At 57.9% G+C, this 21,513-nt stretch carries 20 protein-coding genes; 8 read left to right on the top strand and 12 right to left on the bottom strand.

Annotated features, from left to right (window positions below; genetic code table 11):
• Positions 1–171 precede the first annotated feature (171 nt).
• The 3 genes from ACR0M2_RS05995 to ACR0M2_RS05985 form a co-directional block, all read right to left on the bottom strand.
• Complete coding sequence (locus tag ACR0M2_RS05995) at positions 172–1,380, bottom strand: multidrug effflux MFS transporter (protein ID WP_480704282.1); 1,209 nt, start codon at positions 1,378–1,380, stop codon at positions 172–174.
• 75 nt (positions 1,381–1,455) lie between these two features.
• Positions 1,456–2,115 (bottom strand): DsbA family oxidoreductase, encoded by a 660-nt coding sequence (locus ACR0M2_RS05990; RefSeq protein ID WP_170549163.1) that lies wholly within the window; start codon positions 2,113–2,115, stop codon positions 1,456–1,458.
• Positions 2,112–3,629, bottom strand: a complete 1,518-nt coding sequence (locus tag ACR0M2_RS05985) for a class I adenylate-forming enzyme family protein (RefSeq protein WP_480704281.1) — start codon at positions 3,627–3,629, stop codon at positions 2,112–2,114. Before ACR0M2_RS05985 ends, ACR0M2_RS05990 begins: the two co-directional genes overlap by 4 nt.
• Before the next feature lie 65 nt (positions 3,630–3,694).
• On the opposite strand from ACR0M2_RS05985, the gene ACR0M2_RS05980 reads away from it, so the two are divergent.
• Positions 3,695–4,318: a helix-turn-helix domain-containing protein gene (locus ACR0M2_RS05980; RefSeq protein WP_170348870.1), complete on the top strand. Its 624-nt coding sequence runs from the start codon at positions 3,695–3,697 to the stop codon at positions 4,316–4,318.
• On the opposite strand, the gene ACR0M2_RS05975 is transcribed toward ACR0M2_RS05980, so the two are convergent.
• Positions 4,307–4,543: a hypothetical protein gene (locus ACR0M2_RS05975; RefSeq protein ID WP_170348869.1), complete on the bottom strand. Its 237-nt coding sequence runs from the start codon at positions 4,541–4,543 to the stop codon at positions 4,307–4,309. The genes ACR0M2_RS05980 and ACR0M2_RS05975 overlap by 12 nt on opposite strands.
• 539 nt (positions 4,544–5,082) lie before the next feature.
• Complete coding sequence (locus ACR0M2_RS05970; RefSeq protein ID WP_480704280.1) at positions 5,083–6,897, bottom strand: extracellular solute-binding protein; 1,815 nt, start codon at positions 6,895–6,897, stop codon at positions 5,083–5,085.
• A 293-nt stretch (positions 6,898–7,190) separates the two neighbouring features.
• Between ACR0M2_RS05970 and ACR0M2_RS05965 the strand changes: the two genes are divergently transcribed.
• Positions 7,191–7,964, top strand: a complete 774-nt coding sequence (locus ACR0M2_RS05965; protein ID WP_480704279.1) for a 3-hydroxybutyrate dehydrogenase — start codon at positions 7,191–7,193, stop codon at positions 7,962–7,964.
• A gap of 15 nt (positions 7,965–7,979) precedes the next feature.
• Positions 7,980–9,005: a patatin-like phospholipase family protein gene (locus tag ACR0M2_RS05960; protein WP_170375542.1), complete on the top strand. Its 1,026-nt coding sequence runs from the start codon at positions 7,980–7,982 to the stop codon at positions 9,003–9,005.
• Here the strand turns inward: ACR0M2_RS05960 and ACR0M2_RS05955 are convergent, their stop codons facing one another.
• The 4 genes from ACR0M2_RS05955 to ACR0M2_RS05940 form a co-directional block, all read right to left on the bottom strand.
• The gene (locus tag ACR0M2_RS05955) at positions 9,006–9,683 is read right to left on the bottom strand and encodes a DUF502 domain-containing protein (protein WP_170348865.1); all 678 of its coding nucleotides are present in this window, start codon (positions 9,681–9,683) and stop codon (positions 9,006–9,008) included.
• A gap of 64 nt (positions 9,684–9,747) precedes the next feature.
• A complete protein-coding gene (locus ACR0M2_RS05950; RefSeq protein WP_170375540.1) occupies positions 9,748–10,659 on the bottom strand; it encodes a pseudouridine-5'-phosphate glycosidase in 912 nt (303 codons plus the stop codon).
• Positions 10,656–11,549, bottom strand: coding sequence for a PfkB family carbohydrate kinase (locus ACR0M2_RS05945; protein WP_170533067.1), 894 nt, complete (start codon positions 11,547–11,549; stop codon positions 10,656–10,658). The genes ACR0M2_RS05950 and ACR0M2_RS05945 overlap by 4 nt, the downstream gene beginning before the upstream one ends.
• Before the next feature lie 45 nt (positions 11,550–11,594).
• Complete coding sequence (locus tag ACR0M2_RS05940) at positions 11,595–12,212, bottom strand: thiamine phosphate synthase (protein ID WP_170358698.1); 618 nt, start codon at positions 12,210–12,212, stop codon at positions 11,595–11,597.
• Positions 12,213–12,366: 154 nt separating this feature from the next.
• Between ACR0M2_RS05940 and ACR0M2_RS05935 the strand changes: the two genes are divergently transcribed.
• From ACR0M2_RS05935 to ACR0M2_RS05925, 3 genes are all read left to right on the top strand, one after another.
• Positions 12,367–13,110, top strand: a complete 744-nt coding sequence (locus ACR0M2_RS05935; protein ID WP_170358696.1) for an RNA methyltransferase — start codon at positions 12,367–12,369, stop codon at positions 13,108–13,110.
• Between the two features lie 62 nt (positions 13,111–13,172).
• Entirely contained in the window at positions 13,173–14,318 is a 1,146-nt protein-coding gene (ctaA, locus tag ACR0M2_RS05930) for a heme A synthase (RefSeq protein WP_480704278.1), read from the top strand.
• A 5-nt stretch (positions 14,319–14,323) separates the two neighbouring features.
• Positions 14,324–15,793: a carboxypeptidase M32 gene (locus ACR0M2_RS05925; protein ID WP_480662535.1), complete on the top strand. Its 1,470-nt coding sequence runs from the start codon at positions 14,324–14,326 to the stop codon at positions 15,791–15,793.
• A gap of 87 nt (positions 15,794–15,880) precedes the next feature.
• On the opposite strand, the gene ACR0M2_RS05920 is transcribed toward ACR0M2_RS05925, so the two are convergent.
• Together ACR0M2_RS05920 and gyrA are read right to left on the bottom strand one after the other, a co-directional pair.
• On the bottom strand, positions 15,881–16,324 hold the full coding sequence (locus ACR0M2_RS05920; protein ID WP_480704277.1) for a hypothetical protein: 444 nt from the start codon (positions 16,322–16,324) through the stop codon (positions 15,881–15,883).
• A 191-nt stretch (positions 16,325–16,515) separates the two neighbouring features.
• The gene (gene gyrA, locus ACR0M2_RS05915; protein WP_480704276.1) at positions 16,516–19,242 is read right to left on the bottom strand and encodes a DNA gyrase subunit A; all 2,727 of its coding nucleotides are present in this window, start codon (positions 19,240–19,242) and stop codon (positions 16,516–16,518) included.
• A gap of 194 nt (positions 19,243–19,436) precedes the next feature.
• Between gyrA and ACR0M2_RS05910 the strand changes: the two genes are divergently transcribed.
• Both ACR0M2_RS05910 and ACR0M2_RS05905 read left to right on the top strand, forming a co-directional pair.
• Positions 19,437–19,706 carry an usg protein gene (locus ACR0M2_RS05910; RefSeq protein ID WP_058280415.1) on the top strand — a complete coding sequence of 90 codons (270 nt, stop codon included), beginning with the start codon at positions 19,437–19,439 and terminating at the stop codon, positions 19,704–19,706.
• A gap of 104 nt (positions 19,707–19,810) precedes the next feature.
• The gene (locus tag ACR0M2_RS05905; protein ID WP_480704275.1) at positions 19,811–20,506 is read left to right on the top strand and encodes a lipid-binding SYLF domain-containing protein; all 696 of its coding nucleotides are present in this window, start codon (positions 19,811–19,813) and stop codon (positions 20,504–20,506) included.
• Here the strand turns inward: ACR0M2_RS05905 and ACR0M2_RS05900 are convergent, their stop codons facing one another.
• The gene (locus tag ACR0M2_RS05900) at positions 20,507–21,460 is read right to left on the bottom strand and encodes a radical SAM protein (protein WP_170549131.1); all 954 of its coding nucleotides are present in this window, start codon (positions 21,458–21,460) and stop codon (positions 20,507–20,509) included. It lies immediately after the preceding gene.
• Positions 21,461–21,513 lie beyond the last annotated feature (53 nt).

Here is a 21,513-nt window from a genome sequence, read left to right as displayed (position 1 = left end):
GAAATTTACAATTAGTGCTTTGAGGACACCATGACGGTAGTTGCGCCCTTTCCAAGTGCCCTTAAACTCATTCGGTTTGCGCGACCTTGGGTTTGGAGGCTCAAAGCTCTTTTTCATCACGATCCCTTTAACTTAGGGAAAGGTTAGCGTGATTCACCCGGGCTGCACAGGTCAGGCAGGCAGTCTGTTTTCGATCCGGCCCATATGCAGCATCAGTCCGAAACCGGCCACGCTCATCACCAGAATACCGGTGGTCAGGGGATATAGCGAGCCATCGAACATTTGACCGATCGGGGCGGCGATAGCGGCGGCCAGAACGGTCGAAAACGAGCCGATGACCGACGCTGCCATACCGGCAATATGGCCCATTGGCTCCATTGCGATGGCGTTCAGGTTGCCCATCGTCATGCCAGCCATGAAAAAGATCGAGGTCTGCCAGAAGACGAACACCGCAAAGTTCAGATTGGCCGAAAGCGGCATCATGTTCAGCGTGATGACGCCAATCGTGATGGCGATCTGCGCGCCAAGAGCCCATGTCACCAGCCGCCGCATCCCCACGCGGATCACAAGCGCAGCGTTCAACAGGCTGGCGGACCCCGCCATCAAAGCCACAAAGCCGAACCAAAACGGGAAGCTGTCGGCGCTGTCATGGATCACATCATAAACTGGCTGCACCATGGTCAGCATGGTGAACAACATGCCAAGGCAAAGGGATTGCACAAAGATTGATACGCGCACCGTGGGATGGGCGAACATCTCGCGTGCGGCCGCGGTCATCAAGGGCAGGCGCAGTGGGCGACGGTTTTCCGACCTCAGCGATTCTGGTAGGCGAAAGCCCAGCCAGATCACGGTGATCACCGAGAACAGAATGAACGAAACAAAGATGCCACGCCATCCCGCGATGGCGATCATTCCGGCCCCCAGCATCGGGGCGACGGCAGGCACCAGCGTAAAGATCATCATGGCGATAGAGACGATCCGCGCCATTTCCCGGCCCGAGTACAAGTCTCGGATGATCGCCATGGCGACCACACGCGGCGCGGCGCAGCCGATGCCCTGTGCCACCCGCGCGAACAGTAGAAGTTCCAGCGAAGAACTGGCCCAAGCCACGGCTGCCGACAAGATGTACAACGCCGAGCCGACATAGATCACCGGCTTGCGCCCAAACGCGTCGGACAATGGGCCCACAAAGAATGTCCCGATGCCCATGCCCAGAACAAATGAGGTCAGGATCAACTGAGCGTCGTTGATATCATCGGGGCTTAGCTGCGCGCCGATCTCGGGCAAAGCAGGCAGCATCGAGTCGATCGAAAACGCAATCGTCGCAAACATCATTGCGACAAGTGCGATGAACTCTCCCGAAGACATGCGATTGGCCATGGCGCCCTCCTGACCTGATTGCGCTATCACGGCTTTTCAGGAGGCGCTAGGGGGCAGGCTGCACAGGGACCTGTGCTATTTTGCAGGGGAAGCCTCAAGCTGAGACATAATCTCACCGATTACTTTTTCCCACATTTCAGGGGGTTGTGCGCCCGGAACCGCGTGCTGGTTGGCCACAATGAAGGTAGGAACAGAATTTACCCCCATCTGTCGCGAATGGGTGTCGCGGGTGCGGATATCCTCGCGATCAGCGTCGGATTTCAGCAGTTTCGATACCACAGCTGCGTCCATGCCGATACTGTCGGCGATATCGGCCAACACTTCGTGGTCGCCAATATCACGTCCCTGCACGAAATACGCATCGAACAGAGCGTTTACGGCTGCGTCTTGCTTGCCCTCGATTCCGGCCCAGTGGATCACGCGGTGCGCATCCAACGTGTTAGGTGTGCGTTTCATCCCTTCGAAGTCAATGCTCAGCCCGGCATTCTGCGCATGCTCAACCACCGGGGCATAGGCGCGCACGGCACCGTCTTTGCCGCCGAACTTGCGCTCCAGATATTCGCGGCGATCCATGCCTTCGTTCGGCATGTCGGGGTTTAATTGAAACGGATGCCATTCGATAACGAACGGGTGGTCCGGAATAGCGGCCAGAGCTTTGTCCAGATGGGTTTTGCCGATATAGCACCATGGGCAGATCGGGTCGGACATGATGTCGAGTTTGACGGTCTGAGTCATGGTGTATTCGCCTTGAAATAGGCCGGGAGCGCCCGACGCAGGAGTTTGCCATTACCACCGGTTGGCAGCTCGGGCAGGTGAATGAACGCGCGTGGCTGTTTGTAGCGCGCCAGATTTGCCTCCACATAGGTTTGCAAAGCGGCTTCGTCCAGCTTTTCCGGACCGGTATAGAAAGCGGCTATCACGAATGTGTCCTGTTTAACCTCAACCGCCGCGGCACCCACTTGCGCGATGCCGGGGAATTTGGTTAGGGCGGCCTCAACCTCGACCGGGGACACGCGATAGCCACCCGCGTTCATCATATCGTCGTCGCGGCCCAGATATGTGATCTGTCCGTCCATCGCCATGGCCCCTTGATCACCGGTCAGAAACCAGTCGCCCTGCATGCGGGCCTTGGCCTCGTCAGGTGCATTCAGATAGGTCAGCATCAGACCCGGGTCTGATCGGTGGATGGCAATGGTACCTTCTTGGCCACGCGGAACCGGTCCGTCCGGCCCCAATATCGCCACCCGGCGACCCGGTTGAGGTTGCCCTAACGACTCGCCCCGGGCCGGATGGGCAGGGCTGGACGAGATGAAGGTCGAACATTCGGACATACCGAAGGCTTCGTACAATTCTGTCCCGGTCAGGTCGCTCCATTGCGCATGCAGGTGCCGCGACAGCTTTTCGCCTGCGCACAGGCCGTGACGCAGGTCCGGTAAATGCAGATCACCGGCGGATTTAAGCAATTTGCGAAACACGCCGGGCGCGGCGGCAAAGATCGTTGCCCGATGTTGTCTTAACAGCTCTGGAAGGGCATCAGAGTCGGTGCCGGGTTCGGGGATCAACGCGGTCGCGCCGATCGTCCAGGGATCCATCAGCCCGGTGCCCAGAGTATAGGTCCAGTTGAACGCCCCGGCATGACACAGGCGGTCCGTATCCCGCAACCCGTACCAGCCATCCACCATCATCTGGCGCGCCCAGATGGCGCGGTGGGCATGGGCCACAGCGCGTGGTTTGCCAGAAGTGCCAGAGGTATAGACGACATAGGCCAACCGGTCCGGGTCGCCGAGTTGGAACTTGGCAGGGGGCAGTGCGCGCATCCCCGACAGATCGTCCAGCGTAATCTGCAACGGATGATTGGCGCAGGCGACGGCTGGGTCGCGCAGAATGGCTGTGGGTTGCAGATCAGAAATAATGCGCGCAGTTTCGGGCTCAGTCAGCTGTGACGAGGTGGGAACCGGCACGACCCCGGCAGCTATGGCCCCAAGATAGGCGATGGGGAAATCAACCGTATTCCCCAGTCGCATCAATGCAATGTCCCCGGGATTCAATCCGGTCGTCAACAGCCCGGTAGCGGTGCCCAGAATGGCCGATTTCAATACGCCATAGGTCCAATCCCGCGCCCCGTCATTGCCTAAAACCGACAAAGCGGTTTTGTCCGGGTGGTCATCCGCGTGCCGCAGAACGTGCGCGGCCAGATTGAATGGTGCGGGGCAGGCCGGAGGCGGCCCCTGATCGAAAACAGAAAGCATGGCCACTGGCTATCGCGGCGCTTGGCGCGTTGCAAGCCGGGCGGGCTGGTCCTATAGATTGGCGCATGAGTACTAATGAACAGCCATCTCTGATCCGAATTGCACGTGACTCGGGTGAGCACACCGATCCCGAACCACTTGATCTGGGTGCGCGCGTGCGTCAACTGCGCAAGGCGCGGAACTGGACGCTGGAACAAGCGGCGTCTCAGGCGGGGCTTGCGCGCTCGACCCTCAGCAAGATCGAGAATGGGCAGATGTCGCCCACTTATGACGCGCTGAAAAAGCTGGCGACCGGGTTGGAAATTTCGGTGCCACAGCTGTTCACCCCGCCACAGCGTGATCAGGTGATCGGTCGGATGGCAATCACCCGCATGGGCGAAGGCGCTGAACATCCGACGGGAACATACGAGCACGAGTTGCTGGCGGAAAACCTAACGAAAAAGCAGATGCTGCCCTATCGGGCTCGCGTGCGCGCGCGTTCAATGGACGAATTTGACGGCTGGGTGCGCCATGACGGCGAAGAATTCCTGTATGTGCTAACCGGGGTTGTGAAACTGTACACCGAATTCTACGAACCCGTCGAAATGCGCCGTGGCGACAGCGCTTATTACGACGCCAGTATGGGTCACAACGTGATTTCCGTCAGTGACGAAGATGCGACGATCCTGTGGGTAACGTCACTTGCTTAAGGAACGGCTGAACTCGCGGTTCAGACCTTCGGTGAATAGAAAATCCTCAAGTTCTTCGTGGGCTTCATTTACGGTCAGGTGGTGGCGTTCGGCCAGGTAGGCTTCGAACCCTTTTCGATCTTTGCTCAGCCGCACCTTGTCCTGATCGCGCAGATTCGGAAAACGCCGTTTAGCGCGGGAATACATAGCATCCCAGTCTTGCAGCAGGTCAGTCCAGTTCAACATCAGTCAGCTTTCCGTAATTCGGGTTTCACGGCTGCTCGGCCCTTTCATCAGGGTACGGAGATGGCGGGAGTCGATGCGCATGACAAAATGTCGCACCTGAGCGGCGCTGACGTAACGTCAAAAAGGCCCGTTACGCACGATACGCAACGGGCCTACGGACCTAAGGTTGGAGTGAGTGGAGGCCGGTCCGCAAAATCCAAGAGTGACGCGCTGCATGACAAGCTATCTAGCGAAATAATCAGAATTAATCCGGCCAAACAGCACGTTTAAATGACATTAGGCTATATCGTACAGATATGTTCAGTAAAGCCCCTTGTGGGTGTTTTTTTTAGTTAAGCTGGAATTTGGGTGATCAGCAAATTGTGGCGAAACTTAGTTCGAATACCCCTAGATGTAGTGTGGTTTGCGCCATGTGCCGAAATCCGCCGAAGGCTGCGGCGTTATGGCAGAGCCGTCCTTTGGGGCCAAATCTTCAGATCCAAAGCACCAAAGCACCAAACAACCTACAGCGGATTAATGCGGCAGCGGGGCTTATTTGGTCACTCTTCGTACCACCAAACCTGCGGCATATACTCGGGCCCGTCGCCATAGATCGGCAGGGTTTGAGGCTGCTTCAGTTCTTTGGCATGGGCGATGCGCCCGACGTCGAAGTTCCAGATCGGAATGACATAGCGACCAGCAGTCAGAACCCGATCAAGCGCGCGGGTGGCGGCCACGAAATCCTCGTGACTTTCCGAGGCCAGCATAGCGTCAATCAGCCCATCCACAGCGGGTGAGGCGACTCCCATCAGGTTGCGCGTGCCCTGTACATCCGCGTTTTCGCTGCCCCAATACAGACGCTGTTCATTGCCCGGAGACAGAGACAGCGCACGGCGAAGGAACGTGATGTCAAAATCAAACTCGGCATTGCGGCCGACAAATTGCGCGCTGTCTACCTGTTCGACATTGACCTTGATGCCCAGACGCTCAAGCGCGCGGGTATAGATTTCGATGGCTGTTTGTCCTTCGCTATCGCCCTGTTGCAGCAGAACGGTGATGGCAAAGTCCTGACCATTCTGGTTGCGCAGCACACCGTCCTGAATGGTCCAGCCTGCTTCGGCCAGCAGCTTGTTGGCCTTGCGAATATTGGCGCGATTCCGGGCCGAACCGTCGCCGACGGGCAGGGCATAACCTTCAAACGCGCCGGGCGGTAGGTCGTCGGCATAAAGTTGCAGCAGCTCGGCGACACGCCCAGTGGCCGGGCCGGGTTGCATGCCCAGGTCAGAGCCCGAGAAATACGAAGTGATCCGTGGTTGGGCGCTGCCGGTGATCGTATCGTTGATAAATTCGAAATTGAACGCCAGCAGCATCGCCTCGCGGACTCGCCAATCATCGAAAGGGGCCTTGCGGGTGTTCATGACAAACCCGGTCATGCCCGAGGGTTTGCCGTGCGGAATTTCGGTCTTGACCACATCACCGCGCTGAACGGCAGGAAAATCGTACTGAGTGTTCCATTTGTCGGCGTTGAATTCGCGCACCGCGGTCAGTTCACCGGCCTTGAACGCCTCGAACAGGACGGTGCCGTCGCCAAAAAACTCGATCCTTATGTCATCCAGGTTCATGGTCCCGCGCCGGAACGGAATGTCAGCCCCCCAATAGTCTGGATTGCGCCGCAAATTCACATAGCGGCCCGCCTCATAGCTATCGATCACGTACGGCCCCGACCCGATGGGAACGTCCTGCAGCGCGGCGTTGGCGAAATCTTTCCCCTCCCACTGTGCTTTTTGCAGGATCGGACGCAGCCCGGCGATCAGTGCCAATTCCCGGTCGGGTTCGTTGAAAGTGATCCGCACCGTGCGGGGGCCGGTCTGTTCGATGCTGTCGATCTTGCCCCACAAACCGCGGTAACGCAGATGACCTTCGGTGCCCAGAGTTTCATAAGACCAAATCACATCATCTACGGTCACCGGATTTCCGTCAGAAAACTGGGCGTTCTCACGCAGGGTAAATTCCACCCAAGAGCGGTCCGGTGCAGTCTCAACTGATTCGGCTAACAACCCGTAAAGAGTGAAAGGTTCGTCCCAGGACCGGCCCATCAGGCTTTCATGGGTCCAAAATCGCAATTGCCATGGCGAGCTGCCTTTTTGCACAAACGGGTTCAAACTGTTAAAGCCGCCGGTGTTTCCGAATACAACCTTGCCGCCTTTAGGCGCGTCGGGATTGGCATAGGGCAGGGACACAAAATCCGGTGGTAGGGCAGGGTCGCCGTACATAGCTATGCCATGGGCCGATTCTGCATGAGCGATTGTGACAGCAAAAATAAAGGTGATTCCCGCGATCACAGGGCGAACGGGGCGTAGAAAATTGGGGCGCATTTTGGAAACAATCCTGCTCTGGCCTTATTTTGTTGGGATTCACCGTATCGATGATTTTTCTTATTTTCAAACTTTTAGCTTGGACGGATGCAAGGAATTGCTTATAAAGGATGCACTGCTCGATAGGTTTCTTGCCTGTATGAAACCTGCCTCAATAACTTAACGCCCGCTTCGTGCGGGCGTTTTTTTTGAGGCGTTTTGCCCCCGGATGCAGAACCCATATGTTTCCCCGTTTCCTTTGCAGTTGCAGCATGGCACTGTGCGGTCAAAGCAGATGTTGACGGAGAAAGCTCATGAGCGTGGCGGGAAAAACGGCGATCATCACAGGGTCGAATTCAGGGATCGGTTTGGGTGTTGCCCGCGAATTGGCCAAGGCTGGGGCCAACGTAATTTTGAACTCCTTCACCGACCGGGATGAGGATCACGCGCTGGCCGCCGAGATTTCGCAGGAAACCGGAACCAACGCGCGTTACATCAAGGCGGACATGTCCAAGGGGGACGAATGCCGTTCCCTGATCGAAAAAGCGGGTGCCTGTGACATTCTTGTGAACAATGCAGGCATTCAACACGTCTCACCGATTGATCAGTTCCCGGTCGACAAATGGGATGCAATCATCGCGATCAACATGAACTCGGCCTATCACACTATGGCAGCGGCTCTGCCGATGATGCGCCAGGCCGGGTGGGGGCGCATTGTGAACATCGCCTCGGCCCACGGGCTGACGGCGTCGCCTTTCAAAGCAGCCTATGTCGCGGCCAAACATGGTGTGGTTGGGATGACCAAAACCGTAGCACTGGAGACCGCGCAGGAACCGATCACCTGCAATGCGATTTGCCCGGGCTACGTGCTGACGCCGCTGGTCGAGGCGCAGATTCCCGACACTATGAAAGAATACGGCATGAATCGTGAGGACGTGATCAAGAACGTCATGCTGGAACGACAGCCTTCGAAAGCTTTTGCAACGGTCGAGCAACTGGGCGGTACAACGGTCTTTTTGTGTTCGGATGCCGCCGCGCAGATCACCGGAACGGCAATCTCGGTGGATGGGGGCTGGACGGCTCTGTAAGTCAGGGGGCAGGTCATGAAACGCATCAATCTGGCACTGCAGGGCGGCGGCGCGCATGGCGCCTTTACCTGGGGTGTCTTGGACCGGTTGCTGGACGAGGATGATATCGAGGTCGCGGCAATCACCGGCACCTCGGCAGGGGCGCTGAACGGGGCTGCGTACAAATCCGGCATGGTACGCGATGGACGTGACGGCGCGCGGGCCAGCCTTGATGGGCTGTGGGCGCGCATGGGGGCCGTCGGCGATATGCGCCTTGCCAATTGGATGCAGGCACTTGAGCCCGCTCAGATTGCGCATGCCATGGAGTATTCCCTGCCGTTTTCCGTGGGTGATGCATGGTCGCGGCTGGTGTCGCCCTATGCTTATGGTCCGTTTTATCGCAATCCGCTGGAACCGGTGGTGGACCGGTTCAATTTCAACGAAATTTGCGCCGATGAAGGACCGCGCCTGTTCGTCTGCGCCACCTGCGTGCGCAGTGGCAAGATCCGTGTTTTTACTGGGGATGAGGTCTCGACCGATGCGATTTTAGCATCGGCTTGCCTGCCGAACCTGTTTCAGGCAGTAGAGATTTTTGATCCCAATTCGGACCGGACCGAAGCGTACTGGGATGGCGGCTATACCGGGAACCCGGCGCTGTACCCCTTGTTCAACACCGATCTGCCGGATGATGTGGTGATCGTGAACATCAACCCGCTGGAACGGGAAGAGGTGCCGAAAACGCCGCAACAAATCCAGAACCGGATCAACGAGATCAGCTTTAACTCATCCCTGTTCCGCGAATTGCGAGCGATCAGCTTCGTGCAGCGCTTGTTGGCCGAAGGCAAATTGAAAGCGGGTGAGATGAACCGGGTTCTGGTTCACATGATCGCCGATGACGCGCTGATGAACGATCTGTCGGTGGCAACTAAGACGGTGCCGAACCCGGTTGTTCTGCACAAGTTGAAAGAGGCCGGGCGCACGGCTGCGCATCGGTTCCTTTCGGACAACAAGGACGATTTGGGGCGGAAAAGTACTGTCAACTTGCCCGAGATGTTTGGCTGATCACTCAGGCGGTAGCGTCGGGTCTTTGCCGTTGGGGTAAACCAGACCGGCAGAAATCACCAGCTTGGCCGCGTCCTCGATAGTCATGTCCAGCAGAATGACGTCTTCGGCAGGAAAGAACAGCAAAAACCCCGAGGTCGGGTTTGGCGTGGTCGGGATGAAAACGCTCAGCAATTCGCCCGCGGTTTCGGCGCGCTGGGTGACCTCGCCTTTGGCGGTGGTCGATACAAAGCCGATAGCCCAGATACCGCGGCGTGGATATTGCACCAAGCAGGCTTTTTCAAAAGATCTTTCTGTCTGGGCAAAGACCGTCTCGGATATTTGCTTGATCCCGGAATAGATCGAGCGGACAACCGGCATCCGTTCTACCAGGCTTTCGGTGAAGGAAATAAAGGACCGTCCCAGAATCCCCTTGGCGACCCAGCCCACCAGAACAGTGAACACCAGAAAGATGATGACGCCGACGCCGCGCAGGTTGATGCCTACATATTGTTGGGGCTGGAACTGTTGTGGGATCAGCGGCAGGACAGCACTGTCGATCCAGCCCACGACGGACCAAATCAACCAGATCGTCAGCCAGACAGGCGCAATGACAACGATGCCCGTCAGAAAAGACGCGCGCAGCCGGGAAAACAGGCCCGGTCCGCGGTGGGGTTCTTCGTCAAACGGTGTGTTCATTGCGATCCTGATTGGTTTGCCGATTTAGTTAAGCAGTCCGGTGTCTTGGTACAATAGGGTAGCTCTAGGCGGATTTGGTCAAAGCAATCGCGATACCGGCGGCTAGACGGGCATTGTTGCGTACCAGCGCAATGTTTGCGGTCAGCGAGCGGCCCCCGGTCTGTTCATAGATCCGTTGTAGCAGGTATGGCGTGACGCCTTTGCCGGTGATCCGGTGCGTATCCGCGTCGGATTGGGCGGCAGCGATGATGGGGGCCAGTTCCTCGGCCGGGATTTGATCGGCGTCCGGGATCGGGTTGGCAACCAGCTGACCCCCGGGCAGGCCAAGCGCGCGACGGGTGGCGTGGGCCTTGGCGATGTCTTCGGCACTATCCATGCGCAAGGGCGCAGGATAGGGGGACTTGGCGGACCAAAAAGCCGGGAATTCATCCTGTCCATGCGCGATAACCGGAACGCCCAATGTCTCGAGCACTTCAAGTGTTTTAGCAAGATCCAGGATGGCTTTCGCACCGGCTGCAACAACAGTAACAGGTGTCTGCGCCAATTCGTGCAGATCGGCTGAGATGTCAAACGAGGTCTCGGCCCCCTGATGCACACCACCGATGCCACCGGTCGCAAAAACTTCGATCCCGGCATAGCGCGCGGCGATCATCGTGGCGGCCACTGTCGTGGCCCCGGTGCCGCTGGTCGACATACAGGCCGCCATGTCCGCGCGTGAGATCTTGGCGACGCCCTGGGCCTGCCCCAGTGCTTTCAACTGGTCGTCTTCCAGGCCCACATGCAGTTTGCCTTTGATCACGGCCATGGTTGCAGGAACCGCGCCAGCGTCACGGACGTCCTGCTGAACCTGCGCCGCCACCTCGATATTCTGAGGGTAGGGCATACCATGGGTGATGATGGTGCTTTCCAGCGCAACGATGGGCTGACCTGCATCTTTGGCGGTGCGGACCTCGGCGGAATATTGGATGTCGATCACAGTGGTGTTTCTCCGGAAACATAGGTTGCGGCGGCATGTAGGGCGCGGCGTAAGGCTTCGTCATTGGACGCACCGTTGGCCTCGGACGCGATATGCGCCGCCATGAAAGTATCGCCCGCACCGGTCACACGGGTGACCAGAACGGAGGGCGGTGTTTGGGTCAATATTTCGTCAGCGCTGCCAATGGTGGCCGAGTTGCCGCCGTCCGTGACCAGCACCCGCAGCGCGCCACGGTCCAGCAGGCCCTTGGCGGCGCCTTCAGAATCGGTGAATTCGCGCTGGCACAAGATGCCGGCCTCTTCGAGGTTCACATAAAGCGTGGCGCGGGCGTGTTTCAGGAACGGCAGCAGACGTTCGGCCTTGCCGGGCGAGGCCGGGGCCACGCGCAGGTCCGCACGCGCAAAGGCGGGGCTTTGGGCGATTTCTTCCAACAAGTTCAGCGTCAGGTTGCCGTCCAGCGCGATGGGACCCTGGAACGGAGTGTTCTCATACCCCAGCGGCCCTTGCATCAAGGGGCGCAGGATTTTCGCCCCGGCGGCCTCAAGCGAGTGCGCGTCAGCAATTGCCGCGATCAGGCCGTTGGCCCCTTCGACGGCCATGTACCTGTCTGTCGGCAAATCCTGCGAACGATAGATGTGGTCCGTGACCATGCCCAGCCGCGAACAGGCGTTGACCAACTCGTCGCCTTCGGGGTCGCGACCAATGGCTGTCAGAAGGGTCGGCGTCATGCCGAAGCGCACCAGCGTCATGGCGATGTTCATGGCCACTCCGCCGGGCAGGCGGGTGATCCGCCCCGGCACGTCCGAGCCCTGACGCATGGCGCTGGCGGACCGCCCGATTATGTCCCACAGGACCGAGCCGATACACAGGATTTCGCTGTTCTGAGTCATGCCCGTGTCATGCCGCAGCCCCGAGGTGGGTGCAAGGGTTAACGCTCACATCGCATCGGTAAGAATTTTAAGCGCGGCAAACGGGTCTTCTTGTGACCAGATCTCATCCCCGATACCGAAGAAATCAGTGCAAGGGGTCAGGTCGCGGATCAGCTCAGGCGTCAGGCCACCTTCGGCCACAACCGGAACCTCGATCATCTCAGACCACCACTGAAACAGGTCTTTTTCAGCCGTGGTTCCGTCCCCCAACGTTGACGCGCCGACCGGGCCAAAGGCAACATAATCTACGCCAGCTTCGCCGGCGGTCATGCCATCATGGCTGGACGCGCCACAAAAACTGCCAACAATGGCATCCGCGCCCAACTCCTTGCGCGCGGCGCGCACTGAACGTGCGGCGTCGTCCAGATGCACCCCGTCCAACCCCAACCGTTGCGCCAGCAGAACATGGTTCGAGATGACCAGCGCCACGTCACGGGTATGGGCCACCTCGCGACAAGCATCAGCAGCGCGCGAGATCGCGTCTTCGTCATTGCCTGCCAGAGCCAGTCGGATGCAGGCAATCTCGGCACCGTCCAGAACGCGGCTAAGCTGGTCGGGGAACGTGCTCAATGAGATGGTCGGAGGGGTGATCAGGTAAATCTGCGGCTGCTCGGGGGTGTCCATTGGCGCGTCCTTAGCTTTCAGTCTTTGGCGCGGTTTAGCGGATTGTGCCGGGGAAGCAAACTTTTATGCCGGTTTATGGCGCAATTGACCAATCGGATGCCTTGCCCTGCGCCATCGCGCCGATTACAGCAAGCCAAGTTTTCCGGAGACAACCATGCCCAGCGATACATCCCAGCCGTCCTTTGTGCTCGTCCGCCCTCAGATGGGTGAAAACATCGGCGCTGCCGCGCGGGCGATGTGGAATTTCGGGCTGGACCGGATGCGGATCGTGGCACCGCGTGATGGCTGGCCAAACCCCAAGGCGGTGGCAATGTCCAGCGGGGCAGGGCGCTTGCTGGACGAAGCGCAGCTGTTCGATGACCTTGCGGGCGCGCTGGCCGACAGCACTTTTGTCTTTGCAACTACCGCGCGCCAGCGTGGTCTGACCAAACCGGTCTACAGCCCCGAACGCGCGATGCAGATCGCGGCCGAGAAAGTGGCGGCTGGTGAAAAGGTCTCGGTCTTGTTCGGACCGGAACGGGCGGGGTTGGAAAACGAAGATATCGCCAAGGCAAATGCCATTATCTCGGTTCCGGTAAACCCGGAATATGCCTCGCTGAACCTTGGCCAATGCGTGTTGTTGACCGCCTATGAGTGGATGCGCCAGACCGGCGATGTGGTGCACGAAGCCACCGATCTGGGCAAAGGCGACTGGGCCACGGGGATCGAGGTCGAGAAACTGGTCGAACATTACGAGGACCGGCTGGAGGAGGCGGGCTTTTTCTATCCCCCCGAAAAGGCCGAAGGCATGAGGACCAATTTGCGCAATCTGTGGTCTCGGATGCGGATGACGCGCGCGGATGTGCAGATGCTGCACGGGATCATGCGTCAGATGGTCCGCTGGAAGGATAAAGGCTGAGGCTGGACCTTAGCCCCCCTTCACCCTAGCTTGCGACGAAATCCAAGGCACAAGAGGACAGCATGAGCGGTAAGCGCAGCATCTTCGAAGACGTCTCAGACACAGAAAAACAACAGGCCGTTCAACCGGGCATGATTGACCGTGGTCGTGGCGGCGCACGCGGGGCCATTCGCGTCTGGCTGATGATCCTGTTCGCGCTGGTCGTTGTCATGATCGCCGTAGGCGGCCTGACACGCCTGACCGATAGCGGACTGTCGATAACGGAATGGCGCCCGGTCACTGGGGCCATCCCTCCAATGACCGAGGCCGATTGGCAGGCCGAGTTCGAAAAATACAAGCAAATCGACCAATGGCGCATTCAGAACCAATGGATGGAGCTTGATGACTTTAAATCCATTTACTGGTGGGAGTGGGGTCACCGTCAACTGGGCCGGGTGATCGGTCTAGTTTGGGCACTTGGGTTCTTTGGCTTCCTGCTGGCCCAGAAAATTCCGACCGGGTGGACAGGTAAATTGCTGATTCCAGGCGCTTTGGGCGGTGTTCAGGGCGCGGTTGGCTGGTGGATGGTTGCCTCGGGCGTGACGCAGGGCGAGGGGATGACGGCCGTTGCCAGCTATCGCCTGGCAGTCCATCTGGGTCTGGCCTTCGTTATCCTCGGGTTCCTTGCGTGGTACATCTTTGAGCTGGGGCGCGAGGAGCGTGACCTGATGCAGGCCCGCCGCGCGAAAGAGGGCAAACTGTTCTCGCTATCGACCGGGCTGATGCATTTCGCCTTTCTACAAATACTCATAGGCGCCCTTGTGGCAGGCATAGACGCTGGAAGATCATATACCGATTGGCCCCTGATCGGTGGTCAACTGTTGCCGCCTGACGCGACGATGCTTGAACCGATGTGGCGCAATTTCTTTGAAAGCCCCGGTCTGGTGCAGTTCATTCACCGCTGTGCTGGCTATCTTCTGTTTATCTTCGGCATCATTGTCAGGAGACGCGGCAGCACCAGCGCGCATCCGCAAACGCGGTTTGCGTTCAATGCAGCTTTTGCGGCGCTTTCGCTGCAGGTGGTGGTCGGGATTATGACGGTGATCTACGCGGCCCCCTGGCAGATCGCCATCTTCCACCAGTTCATGGCCGTTGTTGTTTGGACCCTGATCCTGCGCGCACGTTTCCTGACAGCATATCCAATCGCCACCTCAATCCGCGGAGCATGACCCTGATGACTGCCTATGATGACCTGATGGCCTTCCAACGCGAAACGTCGGCCCTCGGGCAAATCGCCGGGCGGCTGGGCTGGGACCAGGAAACGGTGATGCCGCGCGGCGCGGCCCCGCAACGGGCTGAGGAAATGGCCGCGATCGAAGCGGTTCTGCATGCCCGCCGTTCTGACCCGCGCGTGGCTGAGTGGTTGGAGCTAGCCGACCCACAAGACGACGTGGCCCGCGCCCAATTGCGCGATATCCGTCGAACTTACGAGCGGACGGCAAAAGTGCCAGCCGATCTGGCCAAGGCCATTGCGCGCGTGACGTCAGCAGCCCAGGGAACTTGGGCGCAAGCCCGTTCAGACGAGAATGTGGCTACCTTTCTGCCTGTTCTCGAGGAGGTCGTTGCCCTCAAGCGTGAAGAAGGCGTTGCACTGGCGCAGGGTGGTGATGTCTATGACGCCATGGTTGAAGACTACGAACCCTATACCACCGGTTCACAAATCGCCGAGATTTTCGATCAGATGCGCCCTCGTCTTGTGGCCCTGCGCGCGGCCGTTTTGGATAAACCAGCGCCGCACGCTCTGACCGGAAAATTCGACGAACAGATACAGATGCAATTGTCGCAGAAACTGGCGACCACGTTCGGGTACGATCTGAATACTGGGCGGGTGGACAAGGCAGTACATCCGTTCAGTTCGGGCAGTGGCCTGGATGTGCGCATCACCACTCGCACCAGCGAGACCGACCCGTTCAACTGTTTCTACTCAACCATTCATGAGGTCGGCCACGCCGCCTATGAACAGGGTATCAACCCGGCCTATGCGCTGACACCACTGGGGCAGGGCGTGTCGATGGGCGTGCATGAAAGTCAAAGCCGGATTTATGAAAACCAGCTGGGCCGATCTCGGGCGTTCACGGAGTGGCTTTACAATCAAATGGTTGACGCGTTCGGTGATTTCGATGTCGCGGATGCCGATGCGTTCTATGCCACGGTCAACGGCGTACACAAAGGCTATATCCGGACCGAGGCGGACGAGGTGCAATACAACCTGCACATCATGCTGCGCTTTGACCTTGAACGCGCCCTAATGGCCGGAGACCTTCAGGTCAGCGATCTGGAAGCGGCGTGGAACGACCGATTCAAGGCCGATTTTGGATATGAGGTCGACCGACCTTCGAACGGGTGTTTACAGGACGTCCACTGGTCGGTCGGGTTGTTTGGTTATTTCCCGACCTATTCATTGGGCAATGTCTATGCCGGATGTCTGTATCAAGCGTTGCGCGCTGCGGTTCCTGATTTGGATGCGCAACTGATCAGGGGCGACACGTCAGGCGCAACCAGTTGGCTGTGCGAGAACCTACAGCGTTTTGGCGGGCTCTTCACCCCGCGCGAGACTATCCAACGCGCCAGCGGGATTGAACCGGGACCGGAACCGTTGTTGGCGTATTTGGAACAGAAATTTGGTACGCTCTACAATCTTTGAACGCACAATTTCCGGCCAAACTCGTTGTCACAAGTGTGCCGCGTTGCCAGTTCTTTGCCTAAAGCAGCCCATAGGAACCGAGCATTGCTAATCAGGCAGTAGATAGATGGTCAGATAGCATAAAAGTTGAAAGCCCCCCTGAACCATATGGTTTTCTTCCAAGTCAAAATTCATGACCGTCTGATCCGCCAGAAAAAAAGCAAGCCACAATCCTAGCGATACGATAAACGCTGCGTCGACCCTCTTCTGCCAGCGATCCGTCTGGGAATACGGGGTAAATGAAGCGAACGCAAATAGCAGCGTCGAAAGAAATAGCCACAGTATGATCCCGACAAATAAAATTACATCAACGGCAGTAGAGGCACCAAACTGCGCCAGCGTTTTTTGCAGAAACGGAAAGTTGTGACCGTCAAACCAAGGGGTTGAAGTCACCCCCAGCAGTTCTAACCCGCCGATGAAATCGGTCAAAAACGCGAATGTCCACCAGAGGAACCAAAAGATAACTAAACTTTGTTTGAACAAAATTCGCATTAAAACGACCTCTTGAAACTGCTGTTTCAAATATCCTTGGTCATAGAATAGCGATTTTTAGAAAATACAGAAACCAGCGCCGATTTGATCGTTCTATTGGGCAAACCGTTGATTGCCACATTTTGAGAGATTATTGGCGAAAACAAATCCAAGGCCCCAAAACACTGCGCTCTGGGGCCTTTGTTGTAATCTTATCCCTCGGCCTCTTCGTCGCCTTGATCGGCGATCCAGGCGACGCTGACGACCACTTCGCCTTTACCGGTGTTGAACACCTTCACACCGCCCGCGCTGCGCGACCGGAACGAGATGCCTTCGACGGGAACCCGGATTGATTGGCCTTTGGAGGTGGCCAGCATGATCTGATCGTCGATCTCAACCGGGAACGAGGCTACCAGCTCTCCGCCGCGCATTGCCTTGTCCATGGCAGCAACCCCCATGCCTCCGCGTCCGCGGACCGGGTAATCGTGGCTGGAGCTTAGCTTGCCCGAACCGCCTGCCGTGATGGTCAGGATCAGATTTTCAGCGGCCGACATCTGGGCATAGCGTTCCTGGCTGATGGTCGCCAGCGCATCGCCATCCTCGTCATTGGTTTCGGCCTCTTCGGTCAGGCCGGCCACGGCGCGGCGCATTTTCAGATAGGCGGCGCGTTCGTCCGACGTAGCCTCGAAATGGCGGATCACCGACATCGACACCACGCGGTCGCCATTGCTTAGCCTGATGCCACGCACACCGGTCGACTTGCGGCCCTTGAAGACCCGCACATCGGTGGTTTGGAAGCGGATCGCACGGCCGGAGTTGGTGACCAGCATGACGTCATCCTCTTCCGAGCAGATGCGCGCGTTCACCAGTTCCACATCCTCGGGCAGGTCCATTGCGATCTTGCCGTTGCGTTTTACGTTGGTGAAATCGCTCAGCGCATTGCGGCGCACGTCCCCGGCGCTGGTGGCAAAGACGATTTGCAGGTTTTCCCATTCTTCATCCGGCACATCCACGGGCATGATCGCCGCGATGGAAACGCCGGTCGGGATTGGCAGGATGTTGACGATGGCTTTGCCCTTACCGGTCCGGCCCGATTGTGGCAGGCGCCAGGTCTTGAGCTTATAGACCATGCCGTCGGTGGTGAAGAACAGCAGCTGTGTGTGCGTGTTCGCGACGAAGAGGTTGGTAACAACATCCTCTTCCTTGGTCTGCATGCCCGACAGGCCCTTACCGCCGCGTTTCTGCGCGCGGAAATCAGCCAGCGGGGTACGTTTGATGTACCCGCCAGAGGTGACAGTCACGACCATATCTTCGCGCTCGATCAGATCCTCGTCTTCCATGTCGCCGGACCAGTCGACGATCTCGGTGCGACGGGGAACGGCGAACTGTTCGCGCACGCTGCGCAACTCATCGCCGATGATCGACATGATGCGTTCGCGCGAGGACAGAATATCCAGGTATTCCTTGATCTTACCTGCTAGTTCTTCCAACTCGTCCGTGACCTCTTTGACGCCCAGTTGGGTCAGGCGCTGGAGGCGCAGGTCGAGGATGGCGCGGGCCTGAACCTCGGTCAGGTTATAGGTGCCGTCGTCGTTCATCTTGGACAGAGGATCATCGATCAGTCGCAGATAACCCTCGATCTCAGCGGCAGGCCAACGGCGCGTCATCAGCTTTTCACGCGCCTCGGCTGCGTCCGCGGATGACCGGATGGTGGCAACAACTTCGTCCACGTTGGAAACGGCCACGGCCAGACCACACAGGATGTGGCTGCGTTCCCGCGCCTTGCGAAGGTCATAGGCGGTGCGGCGGGCCACAACATCCTCGCGGAAGTCGATGAACGATGTCAGGAATCGGCGCAGGGTCAGTTGTTCAGGGCGGCCACCGTTCAGGGCCAGCATGTTGCAGCCAAAGGACGTTTGCATCGGAGAGAAGCGGTAAAGCTGGTTCAGCACCACCTCGGGCGTCGCATCGCGTTTCAGTTCAACTACCACGCGGACACCGTTACGGTCGGATTCGTCCTGTACATGGGCCACGCCTTCGATGCGCTTCTCACGCACCGCCTCGGCGATCTTTTCGATCATCGCGGCCTTGTTCACCTGATAGGGAATTTCATCGACGACGATAGCGTAACGATCCTTGCGCAGCTCTTCCACGCGGGTCTTGGCGCGGATAATGACGCTGCCGCGACCTTCAAGATAGGCTTTGCGCGCACCCGAGCGGCCCAGCATGACGCCGCCGGTCGGGAAGTCGGGGCCGGGTACGTATTCAATCAACTGCTCGGACGTCAGGTCCGGGTCGTCGATCAGTGCCAGTGTGGCGTCAACTACTTCACCCAGGTTGTGCGGTGGGATGTTGGTCGCCATGCCCACGGCGATACCACCAGCACCATTGACCAACATGTTCGGGAAACGGGCGGGCAGGACGGTCGGTTCCCGGTCCTTGCCGTCGTAATTGTCCTGGAAATCGACCGTCTCTTTTTCGATATCGGCCAGCAGGGACGCGGCGGGCTTGTCCATGCGCACTTCGGTATAGCGCATGGCCGCCGGGTTATCGCCGTCCATCGAGCCAAAGTTGCCCTGACCATCCAGCAGCGGCAGCGACATCGAGAAATCCTGCGCCATCCGCACCAGCGCATCATAGATCGCGCTGTCACCGTGCGGGTGGTACTTACCCATAACGTCGCCAACCGGGCGGGCCGATTTGCGATAGGCCTTGTCGTGTGTGTTCCCGGTTTCGTGCATTGCATACAAAATGCGGCGATGCACCGGCTTCAGCCCGTCGCGCAGATCGGGGATCGCGCGGCTGACGATGACCGACATCGCATAGTCCAGGTAGGACGTGCGCATCTCGGATTCGATGGACACCGTCGGGCCGTCATAAACGGGGCGCTCGGGCGGGGTTTCGTCCATGTTTTCAGGAATTTCTGGCGTATCGCTCACGTAAACTGCCCGTGTTTTGTTTTGGGTCTATATCTTGTGGATGCACCTTATCAGACCCGGCACATAAGGTGCAAGCAAGCAACGATTTTGCATGCGAAAAACCCCCGTAACACCTGAGTAACATATTGTTAACTAAGGGTTAGGGTGTTTTCGTGTTACCCTAAAGAGACCTTGCAATAAAATTGGAGGTCTGCATGGAGCAAAGCGAAACCGAACTAATGCTCAAAGGGTACGGGCTGACAACGGCAGAATTCTTCTACCGCATGCCCGATTACATCCACGTTCTGAACACGTTCATCTGGCAGGATTACGATCTGGCGCCGGATCATCCGAAATTGTTCGATTTCATCGACTTCTGGCAGCGCGAGATTGACGGTCCGCTGCATTCGGTCCGGTTTACGCATCGCAAGATGATCGCGCCCGGTGAATGGCGCAACATGGTGGGTGAATTCAGGGTCAATTGAATATCCAGCCTGTTTTTTTGTCAGTAACGATTGAGACGCGTTAAATTTATTGGTGCTTGGGTTATGGTGTCGACCAATCCATTGGTCACATACGGAATCGCTTTATGTCCCGAGCTTTGCTTTTCGCCGCTGCGCTGTCAATTGGCGGACCAGCCGTCGCCGAAGGCGTCTTTGATAAAATCAAAAAAGGTGCTGCGAACACAGCCGACGCTGTAGGGCGTGGGACTGAAACCGTGGGCAACACCATTCAGAAAGGTGCAAGCGCGGTTGAGGGGACCATCAACTCGACCACGGATTTGGTGACGAACGAGGCCACCCCGGAAGAGACGCGCGCCAAGCTGGACGCGATGGCCAGCGAGGTTCTTACCCAGTTATTAGCGGAAAACCCCGACGCAAAAGCGTTGTATGACGTAAGTGCGGGCTACGCCGTGTTCGACTCGCGCAAGGTTACGGTGTTTCCGGTCTCGGCCGGGTATGGGCGCGGGGTGGCCGTTTCAATGGATACCGGTCAGCACACTTATATGAACATGGGTACTGGCGGAGTGGGTGCCGCAGTGGGTATTGGTGGGTTTGAAACCAAGTTCGTGATCCTGTTCGAAACCCCCGCCGATCTGGCGAAATTTATCGAATTTGGTTACGACGCAACAGCGGAAACCGGGGCGATGTACGGTGACGAGCGCAGCGGGGAAACCGTGCGGTTCACTGATGGCCGGTCCTTTTTCGTACTGGGCAAGAAAGGCTGGCGCGTCTCGGCTGGGGCGTCCGGCACGAAATTCTGGGAATCACCTGAACTGAACTGATCAGCCTGAACAGCTGGCCCCGCCCAGAACACAGAATTTGGCGCAATGGGGATGGTTGAGGTGTACGTCCGCTTCGGCCTCGGCCAGGGTGTGACCCATTTCGAATTCGGGCGCATAAGGTAAAAGTGTGCAGGCCAGAACGGCGGGGCGTTCCGCACCCTTGCGCTTTACCACCATACGGGCGCTGGCGCACATCACGGCGTCGGGTGATTTGTCCAGAATACCCCAGCAAGCTGTGGTGATTTCCGGCACCTCGATGGTTTCGTCCATCTCGGGGAACAGGACCGTCTGGCCCGGGTTTTGGGCGTCAATGTCAAAGCCGTGCTGCTTGAAAAACGCAGCATAGCCAGCGCGGCTTTCCGCGTCGCTGTCACCCCAGACAGTGCGCCCGGCCACGGCCATGTTTAAGCCGTTGTCACGCAGCCACTCCATCCCGGTCACGGTCTTGGCGAAGCTGCCCTTGCCACGTTCTTCGTCATGCAGATCGGAGCAGTAGTGATCGACCGAGATTCGCAGGGTTAGCTTGTTGCCGTAGTCACGCTGCAATTCCAGCAGACCCTCACGCATCTTTCGGCGCATCATTGGTTGCATGGCATTGGTGAGAATCAAAACCTCATACCCACGCTCCAGCGCGGCGCGGGTCATGTCGATCATTTCTGGGTTCATGAATGGTTCGCCACCAGTGAACCCGATTTCCCGAACCGGCCAATTTCGGGCTTCGATTTGATCCAGATAGTACCGCACCTCATCAGCGGTGATATAGACCAGTGCATCGTTGGTCGGGCTGCTTGCGATATAGCAGTTGACACATTCGATATTGCACAAGGTACCGGTGTTGAACCAAAGCGTGTCAGGGTTGCTAAGCGCAACCGAGGCCCGTGTTTGCCCGTCAGCCGTCACCAATGTGTTCTGAAATTTGCCGATATTGGCAATCTGAGAGGCGTTGTCTTTCATTCCGGTATCCGGTTCTTTGCAGTCCTGCTGCTGACTTAGCCTTTCAGACCGAA

It is taken from the genome of Ruegeria sp. BE10, assembly GCF_056538905.1.
Note: the sequence above shows the minus strand (reverse complement) of the source record. Positions and strands in the feature narration are given on the sequence as shown.